Origin of the sequence: Mesorhizobium album (assembly GCF_033977205.1) — a bacterium.
GTDB classification, from domain to species: Bacteria; Pseudomonadota; Alphaproteobacteria; order Rhizobiales; family Rhizobiaceae; genus Mesorhizobium; species Mesorhizobium album.
In genome coordinates this window covers 20,746-35,420 of sequence record NZ_JAVIIW010000063.1, presented here as the reverse complement: position 1 = coordinate 35,420, position 14,675 = coordinate 20,746, and the positions used below count along the sequence as shown (strand labels likewise).

15 protein-coding genes are annotated in these 14,675 nt (G+C 65.8%); 7 read left to right on the top strand and 8 right to left on the bottom strand.

Features of this window, described 5'->3' with window-relative positions; genetic code table 11:
* Positions 1–223 precede the first annotated feature (223 nt).
* From RFN28_RS31685 to RFN28_RS31675, 3 genes are read right to left on the bottom strand one after another with little or no spacing between them, the layout of a single operon-like run.
* Positions 224–1,492: a CCA tRNA nucleotidyltransferase gene (locus tag RFN28_RS31685; RefSeq protein ID WP_320291095.1), complete on the bottom strand. Its 1,269-nt coding sequence runs from the start codon at positions 1,490–1,492 to the stop codon at positions 224–226.
* Positions 1,489–2,121, bottom strand: a complete 633-nt coding sequence (locus RFN28_RS31680) for a CoA pyrophosphatase (RefSeq protein ID WP_320291097.1) — start codon at positions 2,119–2,121, stop codon at positions 1,489–1,491. Before RFN28_RS31680 ends, RFN28_RS31685 begins: the two co-directional genes overlap by 4 nt.
* Positions 2,121–2,765, bottom strand: coding sequence for a DUF1285 domain-containing protein (locus tag RFN28_RS31675; protein WP_320291096.1), 645 nt, complete (start codon positions 2,763–2,765; stop codon positions 2,121–2,123). Before RFN28_RS31675 ends, RFN28_RS31680 begins: the two co-directional genes overlap by 1 nt.
* 145 nt (positions 2,766–2,910) lie before the next feature.
* Between RFN28_RS31675 and RFN28_RS31670 the strand changes: the two genes are divergently transcribed.
* The 4 genes from RFN28_RS31670 to RFN28_RS31655 are packed head-to-tail and all read left to right on the top strand — an operon-like array spanning position 2,911 to position 9,760.
* On the top strand, positions 2,911–3,915 hold the full coding sequence (locus tag RFN28_RS31670) for an AAA family ATPase (RefSeq protein WP_320291094.1): 1,005 nt from the start codon (positions 2,911–2,913) through the stop codon (positions 3,913–3,915).
* Positions 3,915–4,856: a DUF58 domain-containing protein gene (locus RFN28_RS31665; protein WP_320291093.1), complete on the top strand. Its 942-nt coding sequence runs from the start codon at positions 3,915–3,917 to the stop codon at positions 4,854–4,856. Before RFN28_RS31670 ends, RFN28_RS31665 begins: the two co-directional genes overlap by 1 nt.
* Complete coding sequence (locus RFN28_RS31660; protein WP_320291092.1) at positions 4,853–7,669, top strand: DUF4159 domain-containing protein; 2,817 nt, start codon at positions 4,853–4,855, stop codon at positions 7,667–7,669. Before RFN28_RS31665 ends, RFN28_RS31660 begins: the two co-directional genes overlap by 4 nt.
* A 3-nt stretch (positions 7,670–7,672) precedes the next feature.
* A complete protein-coding gene (locus RFN28_RS31655; RefSeq protein ID WP_320291091.1) occupies positions 7,673–9,760 on the top strand; it encodes a hypothetical protein in 2,088 nt (695 codons plus the stop codon).
* Positions 9,761–9,934: 174 nt separating this feature from the next.
* Here RFN28_RS31655 and clpS read toward each other — a convergent pair whose 3' ends face one another.
* The 4 genes from clpS to RFN28_RS31635 form a co-directional block, all read right to left on the bottom strand.
* Positions 9,935–10,240 carry an ATP-dependent Clp protease adapter ClpS gene (clpS, locus tag RFN28_RS31650; RefSeq protein WP_320291090.1) on the bottom strand — a complete coding sequence of 102 codons (306 nt, stop codon included), beginning with the start codon at positions 10,238–10,240 and terminating at the stop codon, positions 9,935–9,937.
* 126 nt (positions 10,241–10,366) lie between these two features.
* Positions 10,367–10,708: a hypothetical protein gene (locus RFN28_RS31645; protein ID WP_320291089.1), complete on the bottom strand. Its 342-nt coding sequence runs from the start codon at positions 10,706–10,708 to the stop codon at positions 10,367–10,369.
* A 144-nt stretch (positions 10,709–10,852) separates the two neighbouring features.
* Entirely contained in the window at positions 10,853–11,131 is a 279-nt protein-coding gene (locus RFN28_RS31640; RefSeq protein ID WP_320291088.1) for a hypothetical protein, read from the bottom strand.
* 38 nt (positions 11,132–11,169) lie between these two features.
* Entirely contained in the window at positions 11,170–11,472 is a 303-nt protein-coding gene (locus tag RFN28_RS31635) for a hypothetical protein (RefSeq protein WP_320291087.1), read from the bottom strand.
* A 237-nt stretch (positions 11,473–11,709) separates the two neighbouring features.
* Between RFN28_RS31635 and RFN28_RS31630 the strand changes: the two genes are divergently transcribed.
* From RFN28_RS31630 to RFN28_RS31620, 3 genes are all read left to right on the top strand, one after another.
* Positions 11,710–12,426: a response regulator gene (locus RFN28_RS31630; RefSeq protein ID WP_320291086.1), complete on the top strand. Its 717-nt coding sequence runs from the start codon at positions 11,710–11,712 to the stop codon at positions 12,424–12,426.
* On the top strand, positions 12,423–13,832 hold the full coding sequence (locus tag RFN28_RS31625) for an ATP-binding protein (RefSeq protein WP_320291085.1): 1,410 nt from the start codon (positions 12,423–12,425) through the stop codon (positions 13,830–13,832). Before RFN28_RS31630 ends, RFN28_RS31625 begins: the two co-directional genes overlap by 4 nt.
* Positions 13,833–14,041: 209 nt before the next feature.
* Positions 14,042–14,410: a YciI family protein gene (locus RFN28_RS31620; RefSeq protein ID WP_320291084.1), complete on the top strand. Its 369-nt coding sequence runs from the start codon at positions 14,042–14,044 to the stop codon at positions 14,408–14,410.
* Positions 14,411–14,428: 18 nt separating this feature from the next.
* Here the strand turns inward: RFN28_RS31620 and RFN28_RS31615 are convergent, their stop codons facing one another.
* Positions 14,429–14,665, bottom strand: coding sequence for a hypothetical protein (locus RFN28_RS31615; protein WP_320291083.1), 237 nt, complete (start codon positions 14,663–14,665; stop codon positions 14,429–14,431).
* Positions 14,666–14,675 lie beyond the last annotated feature (10 nt).

Below are 14,675 nucleotides of genomic sequence, written 5' to 3'. Positions count from 1 at the left end.
GTGACACTATTTTGGCGACAAACAGCGCTCTTCGACCCCTCCACGCCAGTCAAGGCGCTTTCAATCGCGCGCAACTCATTGTAAACGCAGTGAAATACGCACGTTTATGGAGGGAAACTAGCTAGAGCAACTCCAGGAAAGGTGTGTAACGGTTTTCCGTCCGGAATTGCATGAAAACAAAGAGATAGAGCGGTTCGGCGTTTCCGTGAAACGGTGAACCGCTCTAAGCCTCGAGAGCCTTCGCGGCGCGTTTTAGCAGCGCGCCGCGATCCATGGTGAACCCCGAATCCACCCATTCCCTCTCGAGGTTCTTCAGCGTGGCGCCAAGCTTCGGGCCTGGCGACGCCCCGAGTCCGGTCAGGTCGGCGCCCTTGATGGGGAAAACGGGTCTTTCCCATTTCAGGGCGAAATTGAGTAGGCGCGAATAGCCGCCGGCTTCCATCATGGCCTGGTTGTCCTCGATGGCGCGCCCCCGCGCCGCAGCGAGTGCCAGCCGCAACCGGTCAAGAAAACCGTCGCAATCGCCGAAATAGAGCTTCTTCGAGAATTCCGTCTCGGTCGCCTTGGAGTCCGGCGGAACGGTCAACGCCCAGCACCGCAGCCGCTGCCCCTCGCCGTTCGAAAATCGCAGCCTTTCGGCGAGCATCTTCATGCGTGCGGCATCCGGCGGAACAATGGCCTCAAGCCTCAGCATCGGATCGGCTGCCCAGCCGAGATCCTTTTCGGTCCTGACCAGCCCGTGGATGGCGTCGATGCCCCACTTCTCGCTCTCCGGGAGCACGGCGGAGAGGACGCCGGCCTGGCGCATCCAAAGCAGTGCGCGCGAGGGATCCGGTGCCGAAAACAGCTTCTTCAATTCGGACCAGACGCGCTCGGCCGAAAGCCGGCCGAGCCCGTCCTTCAGCCTGGCGCAGGCCTTCAAGCCTTCGGCATCGGGCCGGCCGTCGCCATACCAGGCAAAAAAGCGGAAGAAGCGCAGGATGCGCAGATAATCCTCGCGGATGCGCGCTTCGGGATCGCCGATGAAGCGCAGCCGCCGCGCCTCGATATCGGCGACGCCGCCGACAAGGTCGACGACCGTGCCGTCGGCTTCGGCATAGAGCGCGTTGATGGTGAAGTCGCGGCGCTCGGCGTCAAGCTGCCAGTCGCGCCCGAACGTCACTTTCGCCCGCCGGCCGTCGGTCTCGATATCGGCCCTGAGCGTGGTGACCTCATAGACCTTGCCGCCCGCGACCACCGTGATGGTTCCGTGCTCGATGCCGGTCGGCACCGTCTTGAAGCCGGCGGCCTCGGCTCGGCGGATCGTTTCCTCGGGCACGGTCGTTGCGGCAATGTCGATGTCGGCGACCGGCTGGCCAATCAGCGCATTGCGCACCGCGCCGCCCGCCACGCGCGCCTCCTCGCCGCCCTCTTTCAGCGCGGCAAGCAGGCGCTGCAGATGCTTTTCGCCGAGCCAACCGGCCCTGCCCGCCAGAGACACCTCGGCGCTCACGCGTAGAGCCTTTCATAGAGGGTGCGGATGATGCCGGCAGTGACGCCCCAGATGCGCTGGCCGCCATAGGGCATTTCGTAGAAGAACCATTCGAGGTCGTTCCACATACGGCTGTCGCGCGCATGGTTGGCGGGGTCCATCAGGAAGCGCAGCGGCACTTCGAAGGCCGCGTCGACCTCCTCGGCATTGAGCGCCAGTGAAAAGCCCGGCCGCACCACGGAAAGCACCGGCACGATGCGGTAGCCGCTGCCGGAAACATAGTCGGGCATGCGACCGATGATTTCTATGTGGTCGCGGTCGAGGCCGATCTCCTCGAAGGTCTCGCGCAGCGCGGCAGCTTCAGGGCCGGGATCTGTCGGATCGATCGTGCCGCCGGGAAAGGCCACCTGGCCGGAATGGCTGCGCAGCCTTTCCGCGCGCTTGGTAAGCAGCACCGTGGCGCCATCGGCGTGATCGATGACCGGGATAAGCACCGCGGCGTCGCGCAGCGGCTTTATGTGCTGCAGCCTGGGATGGCCGGGATTGAAGCGATGATCGCCAAACTCGTCGTCTGGCTGCGCCTCGGCCTGCGCCGCGACGCGGGCGCGAAAATCCGCGATCGAGAACGGCACTGGCGCCACCTGGTCCATCACGCGCTGAGCCGCTCGAGTTTTTCGGCCGGCATGATCGGATAGACCGCGCCGCCCGAGCGGACGGCGAACATTGCCATGCCGTCGATGTCGATCTCCTCACCATGCTCGACAAGCTCGTACATCACCGGCCGCGCCACCAGGGCCTCCAGCCGCCCGCGCACCAGCACATAGGGCTTGAGCCCGCCGGTCGCGTCCTCGTCGACGAAGCGCAGCGGATGACCAGGCCCGGCGGTGACGACGTCGCCGACATTGGTGCGAAAAGTTATGACCTGATCGCCGGCGGTCCCCGACACACTCATCTCGACGGCGATGAAGGGCGCATCGGCGACGCGGATGCCCACGCGCTCCACCGGCGTCACCAGATAGGTCTTGCCGTCGGCATCCTTGCGCAAGACGCTGGAAAAGAGCTGCACCAACGGCATGCGTCCGATCGGCGTGCCGAGATAGAACCATGTGCCGTCGGCCTTGATCTCCATGTCGAGATCGCCGCAGAAGTCCGGATTCCAGCGCTCCACGGGGGCCGGTCCCTTGCCGGCCCGCGCCGCCCGCGAGATCAGCGCTTCCAGCCCGCGCGCCTCGATGGCGCCAGTCAGGCTCTGTTCGCTCAGGCTTTGCTCGCGATATCCGCAATCATCGGTCATGGTCACGAAATAGTCACTGTTGTTTCGCTTGTCAGCCTAAGTGTGTGATTTAAGTTCAATCGCAGGCGCCAGGCGAGGCCGAATCGCGGCATTCTGCGACTCTGAGAGTGCAGGCCGGTATTTCCAGCCACAAGGACCGAGCGGCATGAGCGTGATGATCAAGGAAAGCCCGTTGAGCGAAAAGGCGATGGTCGAAGAGGCCGAGAAGGCGCTGGCCGACATCTCGAAGGTCCGCGATGCCGTAGGCCGCGTGATCTTCGGTCAGGAAGCCGTCGTCGAGCGCACGTTGGTGGCGCTGCTGGCCGGTGGCCATGCGCTGCTAGTCGGCGTGCCGGGCCTCGCCAAGACCAAGCTGGTCGAGACACTGGGTATCGTGCTCGGCCTCGATTCCCGCCGCATCCAGTTCACGCCCGACCTGATGCCGTCCGACATTCTGGGCTCGGAAGTGATGGAGCAGGACGAATTCGGCAAGCGCTCCTTCCGCTTCATTCCGGGGCCGATCTTCACGCAGCTTCTGATGGCCGACGAGATCAACCGCGCCTCGCCGCGCACGCAGTCGGCGCTGCTGCAGTCGATGCAGGAATATCACGTCACGATCGCCGGCGTCCGCTACGACCTGCCTTCGCCCTTCCACGTTCTGGCGACGCAAAATCCGCTGGAACAGGAAGGCACCTACCCGCTGCCGGAAGCCCAGCTCGACCGCTTCCTGATGCAGGTCGACATCCTCTATCCGGATATCGAGGCCGAGCGTCGCATCCTGCTCGAAACGACCGGCGTCGAGGAGGCCAAGGCCGACAATGTGCTGCAGCCGGCCAGGCTCAAGGAAATCCAGATGCTGATCCGTCGCATGCCGGTGCCGGAAAGCGTCGTCGAGGCGATCCTCAAGCTGGTACGCTCGGCCCGCCCGGGCGAGGGCAATGCCGACACCGACAAGCACGTCGCCTGGGGCCCTGGTCCCCGCGCCAGCCAGGCGCTGACCCTGTGCGCCCGGGCGCGTGCCTTATATGATGGCAGGCTGGCGCCGTCGGCCGATGACGTCCGCGCCCTGGCCGAGCCGGTGCTGCAGCATCGCATGGCGCTGACTTTCGCTGCCCGCGCCGAAGGCACCTCGGTGCGCGACGTGGTGGCGAAACTGGCAAAAGGCATCTGATGGGTCGAATAGGCGAGGTCCAGGCACCGGTTGCGACGCGCGACGCGCTCGCCCGTGGCCGGTTGCGGGCCTCTTTGGTGCCGGATCTGCTGGTCGAGGCCCGCCGCATCGTCAACACCGTGATCGCCGGCTGGCACGGTCGCCGCAAGCGCGGCATCGGCGAGAATTTCTGGCAGTTCCGGCCCTATGTCGAAGGCGATTCTTCGCGCATCGACTGGCGCCGCTCGGCGCGTGACGACCATACCTATGTGCGCGACCGCGAGTGGGAAGCAGCCCACACCGTTTGGCTCTGGGCGGACCCCTCCCCCTCCATGCTCTTTAAATCGGCGGGCGCGTTGGTTTCCAAGGAATCGCGCGCGCTGGTGCTGGCGCTCGCGCTGGCCGAACTTTTGTCGCGCAGCGGCGAGCGCATTGCCTGGCCCGGCCTGACCGATCCCTTCACCGCCCGCAACGGCGCCGAGCGGATCGCAGCCCAGCTCGGCTCGGCCGGCTCGCTGCCGGCCAAGCCCGATCTGTCCGCCATCCGCCGCTTCTGCGATATCGTCATCGTCAGCGACTTCCTCGATCCGGTCGAGGAAACCATGACCTGGCTCGACGTGCTCGCCCGTCACGGCGTGCGCGCGCATCTGATCGAGGTCGCCGACCCGGCCGAGGAAACCTTCCCCTATGCCGGCCGCACCGAGTTCACCGATCCCGAGACCGGCGACAAGCTGACCGCCGGCCGCGCCGAAACGCTGGCTCAGGAATATCGCCTGCACTACACCGCCCGCCGCCAGGAACTGGCCGGCTGGTGCAAGCGTCTCGGCTGGAGCTTCACCGTCAACCACACCGACCGCCTCGCCTCCGAGGCGCTGGTGCGCGTGCACATGGCAATGACCGCCGGCGGCGGCCATCGCGGGCTGAGCGCCGGTGTCGGACAGATCGGAAAGGCGGTCACATGAGCTGGCTGCCGCTTTCCTTCGGCGCGCCGATGGTGCTGTGGGGCCTGCTGGCCCTGCCGGTGATCTGGTGGCTGCTGAGACTGACGCCACCGAGGCCGCAGACGGAGGTCTTTCCACCGCTGAGAATCCTCGCCCGCGTCTTGAGGCGCGAGGAGACGCCCCATCAAAGTCCCTGGTGGCTGACGCTGCTGAGGCTGTTGATGGCGGCGCTGGTCGTCATGGCTCTGGCCGAACCTGTCTTCAATCCGCGCGAAAAACTGCCGGCGGAAGGCTCGGCGCTGGCGCTGGTCGTCGACAATGACTGGGCAAGTGCGGCCGACTGGGGCAAGCGCGTCGCCACCGCCGAGCGGCTGATCGCGGACGCCGGCTCGAACGGCGTGCCGGTCGTCATCGCCTTCACCGCCGAGAAGCCCAATGCCGAGATCGGCCCCTTCGATGCGTCGGCCGCGCTCGACCGCCTGCGCGCGGCAAAGCCGCGCCCCGTGCCGACGGACCGCCCGGCAGTCTATGCCCGCGTCGCCGCCGCTTTGGAGCGCCTGCCCGGCGCCAGCGTCGCTGTGCTTGCCGACGGCCTGGCGGCGAACGGCGACGAAGCCGCTTTCAAGACGCTGTTGGAAAAGAATGCCTCGCGGCTGGTCTGGGCCACCTCCGACCGGCTTTCGCTGACCGGCCTGATCAGTGCCGACAACCAGGTCGACGGCTTCACGCTGACCGCCATCCGCGCGCCGGGCGATCCGGCGCCGGCGCAGCTGACGGCAGGCGCCTTCGACGACAAGGGTCGCCGCATCGCCGACGCGACACTGACCTTCGCGCCCGGCGAAACCACCGCCACCGGAACGGTGAAGGTGCCGTTCGAGCTGCGCAACGACTTCGCCTCGATCGCGCTCGACGGCCAGCACCAGGCCGGTGCCGTGCGTGTGCTCGACGAAAGCTCCAAACGCCGCCGCGTCGGGCTGCTGTCGCAGGCCGAAGGCGATCAGGCGCAGCCGCTGCTGTCGCCGCTCTACTACATCAGGCGCGCGCTGCAACCCTTCGCCGACCTGGTCGAGCCGTCGAGCGTCGATCTGGCCGACGCAATTCCGCAGCTTCTCGACCAGAAGCCGGCGATGATCATCATGGCCGATGTCGGCACAATCCCCGAGCAGGTCCGGCAGCGGCTGGTCGACTGGGTGAACAACGGCGGCACGCTGGTGCGCTTTGCCGGTCCCAGACTAGCTGCCGCAGGCAATGACGACGACCTCCTGCCGGTGAGATTGCGCAGCGGCGAGCGCGCGCTGGGCGGCGCGCTGTCCTGGACGACGCCGCAGGCGGTCACGGAATTCCCGAAGAACGGCCCCTTCGCCGATCTCGCGCCGCCGAGCGAGGTGACGGTGAGCCGGCAGGTGCTGGCCGAGCCGACGCCCGACATCGTCGAGCGCACGTGGGCGACGCTCGCCGACGGCACGCCGCTGGTCACCGGCATGAAGAAGGACAAGGGAACGCTGGTGCTCTTCCATGTCACGCCGGAGGCGACCTGGTCGAACCTGCCGATCTCCGGCAGCTTCGTCGAGATGCTGCGGCGCGTCGTACAATTGTCGCGCAACCAGGGTGCCGCGGTTGCCAATGCCGAGGCCGCCGCAACATCGCTGGCACCCTATCGCATGGTCGGCGCCGACGGCACGCTGGTGCCCCCGCCGCCCGATGCGCGGCCGCTGGTTCCGGGCGCCGGCCCTTTGCCGGTGACGCTGGAAAACCCGCCTGGGCTCTATGGCTCGGAAACCGGCGTTTTCGCGCATAACCTGCTCAACGCATCGAGCACCTTCACACCGCTTGCACGCCCGCAGGTCTCGCTGCCGGTGACCGCCGTTCCCTACGCCTTCGACGAATCGGAGAACCTGAAGGGCCCGCTGGTCACCGTCGCCCTCCTGCTGATGCTGCTCGACACGCTAGCCGTCCAGTGGATGGGCGGGCTGTTCTCGCGACGGCCAGGCCGCGCCGCGGCGACTGCTGCTGCCGTGCTGATCGTGCTCGGCGGGCTCTTCGGCCACGCCGATCCTGTCCGCGCGGATGATTCGAAGCCCGGCGATTCGCAGGCGGTCGAGGACATTTCAAAAACCCGCATCGCCTATGTGATCACCGGCGAGCCCGGCGTCGATTCGATCAGCCGCGCCGGCCTCGAAGGCCTGACGCGTTTCCTGATCGAAAAGACGGCGCTCGAGCCCGGCCCGCCGGCCGGCGTCGACATCTCCAGGGACGAGCTGTCCTTCTATCCGCTGATCTACTGGCCGATCGACGCCACCGCGCCGATGCCGAGCCAAGCGGCGATCGCCCGCATCGACGCCTATATGCAGCAGGGCGGCACCGTTCTCTTCGACACGCGCGACCAGTTCTCCAACGGCATCGGCGCCGGGTCGGCCAGCCCGGCCACCGAGCGGCTGCGCGACATCCTCGCCAATCTCAACGTGCCGCCGCTGGAGCCGGTGCCATCGGATCATGTGCTGACGAAATCCTTCTTCATCCTTCCGGAGTTTCCGGGCCGCTTCAACGGCAGCCCGCTGTGGGTCGAGACCTCGCTCGACGCCAGCAACACCGAGAACCGCCCGGTGCGCACCGGCGACGGCGTGTCGCCGATCATGATCACCGCCAATGACTTCGCCGGCGCCTGGGCGGTCGACGCAAACGGCGATCCGATGCTGCCGACGGTGCCGCCGGATCCGATGCAGCGCATCTACGCGCTGCGCGCCGGCGTCAACATCATGATGTACATGCTGACCGGCAACTACAAATCCGACCAGGTGCATGTGCCCATCCTGCTCGAACGGCTGGGGCAGTAGGTCATGAACTGGTCGATCTCCTTCGAGCCGCTCGTTTCCTGGCCGCTGTTTGGCCTCGTCTTCGCGCCGCTCTTGCTGCTTGCGCTGGCCGGCCTGTGGTTCCGTCAGCGCGGCTCGACCCTGCGCTTCATTGCCCTGCTTGCGCTCGGCGCGGCGCTACTCAACCCCGTCTTCCTTGACGAGGAACGCCAGGCGCTGAAGAGCGTCGTCGCCGTCATCGTCGACCGCAGCCAGAGCCAGGACATCGGCGACCGCGCCAAGCAGACCGAGGAGGCGCTGGCGGGCCTTCAGGAGCGTCTTGGCCGGTTCAAGCAATTCGATGTCCGCGTCGTCGACGCCGGCAAGTCCGAGGCTGCCGACGAGCGCACGGAAACCAGGCTGTTCAGCGCGCTGGAAGGCGCTTTCCGCGACGTGCCGCCCTCGCGCATCGGCGGCGCGATCATGATCACCGACGGCGAGGTGCATGACGCGCCGGCCGGCGCTCCGGACTTCAACGCGCCGCTGCATGCGCTGATCACCGGCAACGAGCATGAGAAGGATCGCCGCATCCGCTTCGAGAACGCGCCGCGCTTCGGCCTCGTCGGCAAGCCGCTCGACATGACCTACCGTGTCATTTCCACTGAGGGCCAGGGCGGCCCGGTCGACGTGCGGGTCTCGGTCAACGGCCAGCAGGTCTCGGTCGAGCATGCGACCATCGGCCAGCCGATGAAGCTTGAGGTCACCATCCCCAATGCTGGCCGCAACATCGTCCAGCTTGGCATCGACCATGAGCCGGGCGAACTGACGGACGCCAACAACCGCGCCATCGCGCTGGTCGACGGGATTCGCGAGAACCTGCGCGTGCTGCTCGTCTCCGGCGAGCCGCACGCCGGCGAGCGCACATGGCGCAACCTGCTGAAATCCGATGCCTCGGTCGATCTCGTCCATTTCACGATTCTGCGGCCGCCGGAAAAGCAGGACGGCACGCCGATCAATGAACTGTCGCTGATCGCCTTCCCGACGCGCGAGCTGTTCGTCGAGAAGATCAAGGACTTCGACCTCATCATCTTCGACCGCTACCAGCATCGCGATGTGCTGCCGATCCTCTATTACGACTACATCTCCGAATATGTCGAAAAGGGTGGCGCGCTGCTGATCGCCGCCGGCCCCGAATATGCCGGCGAGAGCTCGATTGCCCGCACGCCGCTGATGTCGGCCCTGCCGGCGATGCCCAGCGGCGAGATCGTCGACAAGGCCTTTTATCCGCGTCTCACCGATCTCGGTCAGCGCCACCCCGTGACGCGCGGGCTCGACGGCTCCGCTACCGACCCGCCGCATTGGAGCCGCTGGTTCCGCACCATCGGCGTCAAGAATCCGGAGGGCGAGGTGGTGATGAAAGGGGCCGACGATCGCCCGCTGCTGCTGCTCGACCGCAAGGGCGAAGGCCGGGTCGGCATGCTGCTTTCCGACCAGGGTTGGCTATGGGCGCGCGGCTTCGAGGGCGGCGGACCGCACGTCCAGCTTTACCGGCGCATCGCCCACTGGCTGATGAAGGAGCCGGAGCTGGAAGAGGAACGGCTGACCGCCGACGGCCGCGGCATGGTTCTGGAAATACGTCGCCAGACGATGAGCGACGATCCCGGCCCGGCCCAGGTCATCACGCCCTCCGGTAAAGCAATGACGGTCAAGCTGCAGAAATCCGAGCCGAGCATCTTCACGGGCAGCCTGCAGACCAGCGAGATCGGCCTTTATCAGGTGGGCAATGGCGACCTCACCGCGCTTGCCCATGTCGGCCCGGTCAACGCGCCGGAATTCTCCGACGTGATCTCCACCGAAGACAGGCTGAAGGCGCCGGCGGAGGCGACCGGGGGCAGCGTGCGCCGGCTGGCGCCGTCATCCGCGCTCGGCAGCCTCACCGGCGGCCTGAGCCTGCCATCGATCGTGCCGGTCCGTTCCGCGGGCGCCGCCTCGGGCGACGACTGGATCGGCCTTCGCACCACCGACGACAGCGCCCTCAAGGCCGTTTCGCGCGTGCCGCTGTTCGCCGGCTTCCTCGGCCTCGGCCTGCTGCTCCTGGCCATCGGCTCGATGTGGTATCGCGAAGGAAGGTAGCACCACCTTCTTCCTTCTCCCGTTGTGGGAGAAGGTGGATCGGCGCGCAGCGCCGAGACGGTTGAGGGGTGCTGGAAGGAATGAGACGTTGGCGTTCCCTGGAACACCCCTCATCCGACCGAGCTTCGCTCGGCCACGTTCTCCCACAAGAGGAGAAGGAAAAAGGTTGCCGCCCTACTCTTCCGGCTCTGTCGTGAACAGCAGCGGATAGCCTTTGGCCTTGCCGGCGTCGGTCGCCCGCGCGGCCTTGGTCTCGGCGACATCGCGCGTGAAGACGGCGACGACGCAGACGCCTCGCGTGTGCGCCGTGATCATGACGCGATGCGCCTGATCTTCGCTGAGCTTGAATTCCGCCTTGAGCACCGTCACCACGAACTCGCGCGGCGTGAAATCGTCGTTGATGAGGATGACCTTGTAGAGCTTTGGCCGCTCGGTTTTCGGCCGCGTCTTGGTGCGGGGTTTGAGAACGGTATCAGGCATCGGAATCCACCAGTTGGGAACTGGGTTCTCGCTTCCACTCGTCACGCGGGGAAGCTGGCGTCCATTCGAGCGCCGCATCAGCGCGGCCAGACAACCAGCCCTATGTGGGAAAGCACTGCTTGCCGTTCAACGACCCTGCCGCCCGACTGTGCGGCGCATCGCCGTGCCGGACCTGCCGGAGCCGCCATCATTGATGTCCGAACCGCGCTCGACGAAGGCGGCAATCATCCAGATGGCGAAGCCGACAACCGTTGCACCGGTCAGCACGATCAGGACCCAGCTCTGCGCCGGCGTGATGTAGTCGAAGCTCGATGAGATCAGCGGCGCGAAAAGCTCCGGTTCGGTCCTGCCGCTGGCGGGATCCGGCACCGGGCTGGCTCTGAAGATGATTAACGCTCTTGCCGCCGCGGTGGCAACCAGCCCGCCGAGGGTCAGCGAGCGCATCAGGGACGAAAGCCGCTTCTTCATGCGGATTGTCCTACAGCACCGGCATTGCGATCGGGTTAAGGATCAGCGCGGCGGAAGCTGCCGGTGTCGAGCTTCGGCCGCCAGAAAACCGCCCCAGCCAGAACCGGCCGGAGCGGTCTTGAAAGATCAGGACCGAAGCCTGGATCAGGGCTTCTTCGCGGCCGGCTTCGCGGCAGCAGCCGGCTTCGTCTTCGGCGCCTTCTTCACCGGGCACTTGTGCTTCTTGGTCGGCTTGCATTCCTTCTTGGCCGCTACCTTCTTCGGAGCGGGCTTCGCAGCAGTGGTTGCAGCCGGAGCAGTCGTGGTGGTCGTGGTGGTCGCAGCCGGAGCAGTGGTCGTGGTGGCAGCGGCGTTGCCGAGAGCCGGCATCGCGAAGGCCAGAGCAACGGAGAGGCCGAGGGCGGAGAGGAGGGACTTTTTCATGGCTTCACTTCCTTTTTATGCGGGTCGGGAGTTGAGTGTCACTGATCTGGGTCGACCGGCGTCACGCCAAGCAGCTTCAAAGCGTTCGCGAGCATCCGGATTCCCTGTGCCTGCTTTTTGTTGGCGCAGAACCGGTTTCCCTTTCTTTGAAGTGCCTTCGCCGCGGTGACCTGCGTTGCCGCGGCATGGGTTTCGAGGGCTTCGTCAACTTGACGGCTGAGATTGGTGCAGCGCTCGGTCCGGGTTAGCGGCGCGACCTTTGCAGTGGAGGCGCCGGCGGCGGCTGTGATGAGCGACATGCTAAGCAAAGCACCCATCACGCTGATCCAGAACCTCTGCATTGGTCTTGTCCGTTACTCTGGAAACGTGCGTCGCAGCCGATGACCTGACCGCCACGGCACCGGTTATGGCCTTGAAATTTTTCACGAGTTTTTCCCAACTGTAGAAATTTGTTTCTGAATTGTTTCTGGGGAGGCCAAGCCGTCTCCGATTGGCGCCACTGGCCAAGATGTGGCCCGAATTCTATCGTGTGGCTGATTTGCCGAAGGACGGTTCAGCAGCGCAGCGACAGGGTTCTCGTGAAATCCGATCCACACATACTGATCGTCGACGACGACAAGGGCATACGCGACCTGCTTCAGGAGTTTTTCCAGAAGCGAGGGTTGCATACGACTGTGGCCGCGGACGGCGCCGAGATGGAAGCGGTCCTACGCCGCGCGCAGGTAGACCTCATCGTGCTGGACGTGATGCTGCCCGGCAAGAGCGGGCTGGAGCTTTGCCGCGAGATCCGCGCCAACTACACGACGCCGATCATCATGCTGACCGCGGTGACCGAGACGACGGACCGCGTCGTCGGCCTCGAGATGGGCGCGGACGACTATGTGCCGAAACCCTTCGATCCGCGCGAGCTGCTCGCCCGCATCCGCGCGGTCTTGAGGCGCAACGGCGCGACCGAGCCGCGCCGGCCTGCTGCCAAGCAGATCTACCGCTTCGCCGGCTGGACCATGGATTGCTCGCGCCGCCGGCTGACGGCGCCCGATGACGTGCGGGTGGAGCTGACGATGGCGGAATTCAACCTGCTGCAGACCTTCGTCAAGAGCGCGCAGCGTGTGCTCACCCGCGAGCAGCTCATCGAGCTGTCCGGCGGCGATACCGGCTACAGCTTCGACCGCAGCGTCGACATCCTGGTCAGCCGCCTGCGCCGCAAGATGGAGGACGACCCGAAGACACCGAAGCTGATCCTCACCGTGCGCAGCGGCGGCTATCAGTTTCTGCCCGAAACGACCACCGAATGAGACGCTTCCTGCCGCAAACCCTGCCTGTCTGGGTGCTGCTCATCGTCATCGCCGGCCTGATGATCAGCCAGGTCGCGACCCTCTACATCGTGGCGCGCGACCGCGCCGCGACCAACGACATCGTCGACCTTTACCGGCTGAACGACCGCGCCTATTCGCTGGTGCAGCTGATGCATGACGCCACGCCCGAGGGGCGCAAGGCGACCGCGTCCGGGCTGTTCAATGCCACCTTTGCGCTGACCGTTTCGGACACCCCCGCCGTCACCTCCTCGATCGCCGGCGATGACCAGCTTGCCGAGCTGGAGGACATCCTGGTCGGCCGACTCTCCAAGTTCGGCATCACCGACGCGCGTGTGCGGCGCGACCCGGCAACGCAGGAAGCCGATGCCCCGGACGGCCAGGTGATGAACAAGGATGTCGGCCAGGTCGAGCGCGACCTTCTGGTGCTGGCCGCGGATTTTGCCCAGAGCGACAAGCTGACGGCATCACTGCGCTTTTCCGACGGCCAATGGCTGAACTTCACCGAGCCGATCACGCCGGCCGGACCGATCCTCAGTTGGGACAGCCTACCGCTCTATTCGCTGATAGCAGGGCTGATCGTGGTGATGTCGATCTGGTCGCTGCGCCGGCTGACGGCGCCCTACCGGATGATGGAAACCGCGGTGAACCGCATCGGCAAGGATCTCAAAAGCCCACCGATCGCCGAGACCGGAAGCCGCGAGATCCGCGCCGCCGCGAAGGCGGTCAACGCAATGCAGATGCGCCTGCGCGACTATGTCGAGGACCGCGAGCAGCTGACGGCAGCGCTTGCGCATGATCTGCGTACGCCGCTGACCCGGATGCGGCTGCGCCTTGAACTGCTGCGCAGATCGCCGGCCCGCGAAGCGCTGGCGCATGACCTCGCCGAGATCGAAAGCATCGCGAGCTCGGTGATCGACTTCGCCAAGTTCGAGGTAACGGAGGAAAAGGCCGAGCGGATCGATTTCTGGTCGCTGGTGGAGTCGGTCGCCGATGCGTTCGACGACGCTTCGTTCGAAGAGGACGCCAAACCCTCGCGCGGCCTGGTCTGCATTGCGCGGCCGGTGGCGCTGCGCCGCTGCGTCACCAATCTCGTCCAGAACGCGGTCACCTACGGCAAGAAGGCGCATATCGGCGTGCGGCGCTCGGGCGACACGATCACGCTTAGCATCCGCGACGAAGGACCGGGCATTCCGCAGGCCAAGCTGGATAAGGTGTTCGGCTCCTTCGTGCGCCTGGAACAGTCGCGCAACCGCGAAACCGGCGGCCTGGGCCTGGGCCTCACCATTGCCCGCAACATCGCTCGCGGCGCCGGCGGCGAGATCAGCCTTTCCAACCATCCCGACGGCGGCCTGTTGACCGAACTGCGCCTGCCGCTGGCAGCTTGAGTCAGCAAGCGGCTTTCCGACCGGCGCCGGGACTGGATCAGTCGCGCCATCCCTGTGATAGTGCGGCCCGCTCTACAGCGCCGCGCGTACTTTTGGACGGGCAAAGGACGCTGCAGCACTTCAATTTGGTGCATGATCCTTTCCGAACCGAAGGCCAGCGACGCAAAAATCGATTCAGATTTCGGGGTCATGCACGAGGAAACCGCACCATGTTCTACGCAATCCTTGCCTATCACGTCGAAGAGACCGTCCAGTCCTGGACGCCCGAGGAGGATGCGGCGTTGATGAAGGACCTGCTCGAGATCAACGACAGGCTGACCCGCGCCGGCAAGCTGGGGCCGGCGGCAAGGCTGGGCAAGACCGCGAAAGCCGTCACGCTGCGCGGCCCGGGAGACGGCATGGTGATCGACGGTCCCTTCGCCGAAACCAAGGAGCAGCTGCTGGGACTCTATGTCCTCGATTGCGCCAACCACGAGGAGGCGATCGCGGTGGCGCGCGACCTCAAGCGCGTCAATCCGACAGCGGTCTACGAGATCCGTCCGATCGCCCTTTATCTGCCCGGCGCGCCGCTGGCCTGATTTCAGGAAAGTGACGGGTCACCGCGGCGGGCGGCGCCCGGCGATGCGGCCGCGAGCCGCGACATCGGCGGGGGCTTCGTCGGCCGGATAGCCGAAATCCTTCAGTTCCGGTATCGACAGGCCGGCCAAAGCCCTGCGCCGCATGGCATCCTGATACCGGCACCGGAGCCCGGCGAAGACGGTCACGATATGGGTGGCGAGCGTGCCGGCGAAGCGGGAGGTTGGCTGGAAGGTCCTGAGGCTGATGTAGGTCATTGTCATTCTC

Bases quoted from the DNA above. Each gene is read 5' to 3' on its own strand.
- RFN28_RS31680 (WP_320291097.1), bottom strand. From the start codon at position 2,121: ATGGACCAGGTGGCGCCAGTGCCGTTCTCGATCGCGGATTTTCGCGCC.
- RFN28_RS31675 (WP_320291096.1), bottom strand. From the start codon at position 2,765: ATGACCGATGATTGCGGATATCGCGAGCAAAGCCTGAGCGAACAGAGC.
- RFN28_RS31670 (WP_320291094.1), top strand. From the start codon at position 2,911: ATGAGCGTGATGATCAAGGAAAGCCCGTTGAGCGAAAAGGCGATGGTC.
- RFN28_RS31665 (WP_320291093.1), top strand. From the start codon at position 3,915: ATGGGTCGAATAGGCGAGGTCCAGGCACCGGTTGCGACGCGCGACGCG.
- RFN28_RS31660 (WP_320291092.1), top strand. From the start codon at position 4,853: ATGAGCTGGCTGCCGCTTTCCTTCGGCGCGCCGATGGTGCTGTGGGGC.
- RFN28_RS31655 (WP_320291091.1), top strand. From the start codon at position 7,673: ATGAACTGGTCGATCTCCTTCGAGCCGCTCGTTTCCTGGCCGCTGTTT.
- clpS (WP_320291090.1), bottom strand. From the start codon at position 10,240: ATGCCTGATACCGTTCTCAAACCCCGCACCAAGACGCGGCCGAAAACC.
- RFN28_RS31645 (WP_320291089.1), bottom strand. From the start codon at position 10,708: ATGAAGAAGCGGCTTTCGTCCCTGATGCGCTCGCTGACCCTCGGCGGG.
- RFN28_RS31640 (WP_320291088.1), bottom strand. From the start codon at position 11,131: ATGAAAAAGTCCCTCCTCTCCGCCCTCGGCCTCTCCGTTGCTCTGGCC.
- RFN28_RS31635 (WP_320291087.1), bottom strand. From the start codon at position 11,472: ATGCAGAGGTTCTGGATCAGCGTGATGGGTGCTTTGCTTAGCATGTCG.
- RFN28_RS31625 (WP_320291085.1), top strand. From the start codon at position 12,423: ATGAGACGCTTCCTGCCGCAAACCCTGCCTGTCTGGGTGCTGCTCATC.
- RFN28_RS31620 (WP_320291084.1), top strand. From the start codon at position 14,042: ATGTTCTACGCAATCCTTGCCTATCACGTCGAAGAGACCGTCCAGTCC.
- RFN28_RS31615 (WP_320291083.1), bottom strand. From the start codon at position 14,665: ATGACCTACATCAGCCTCAGGACCTTCCAGCCAACCTCCCGCTTCGCC.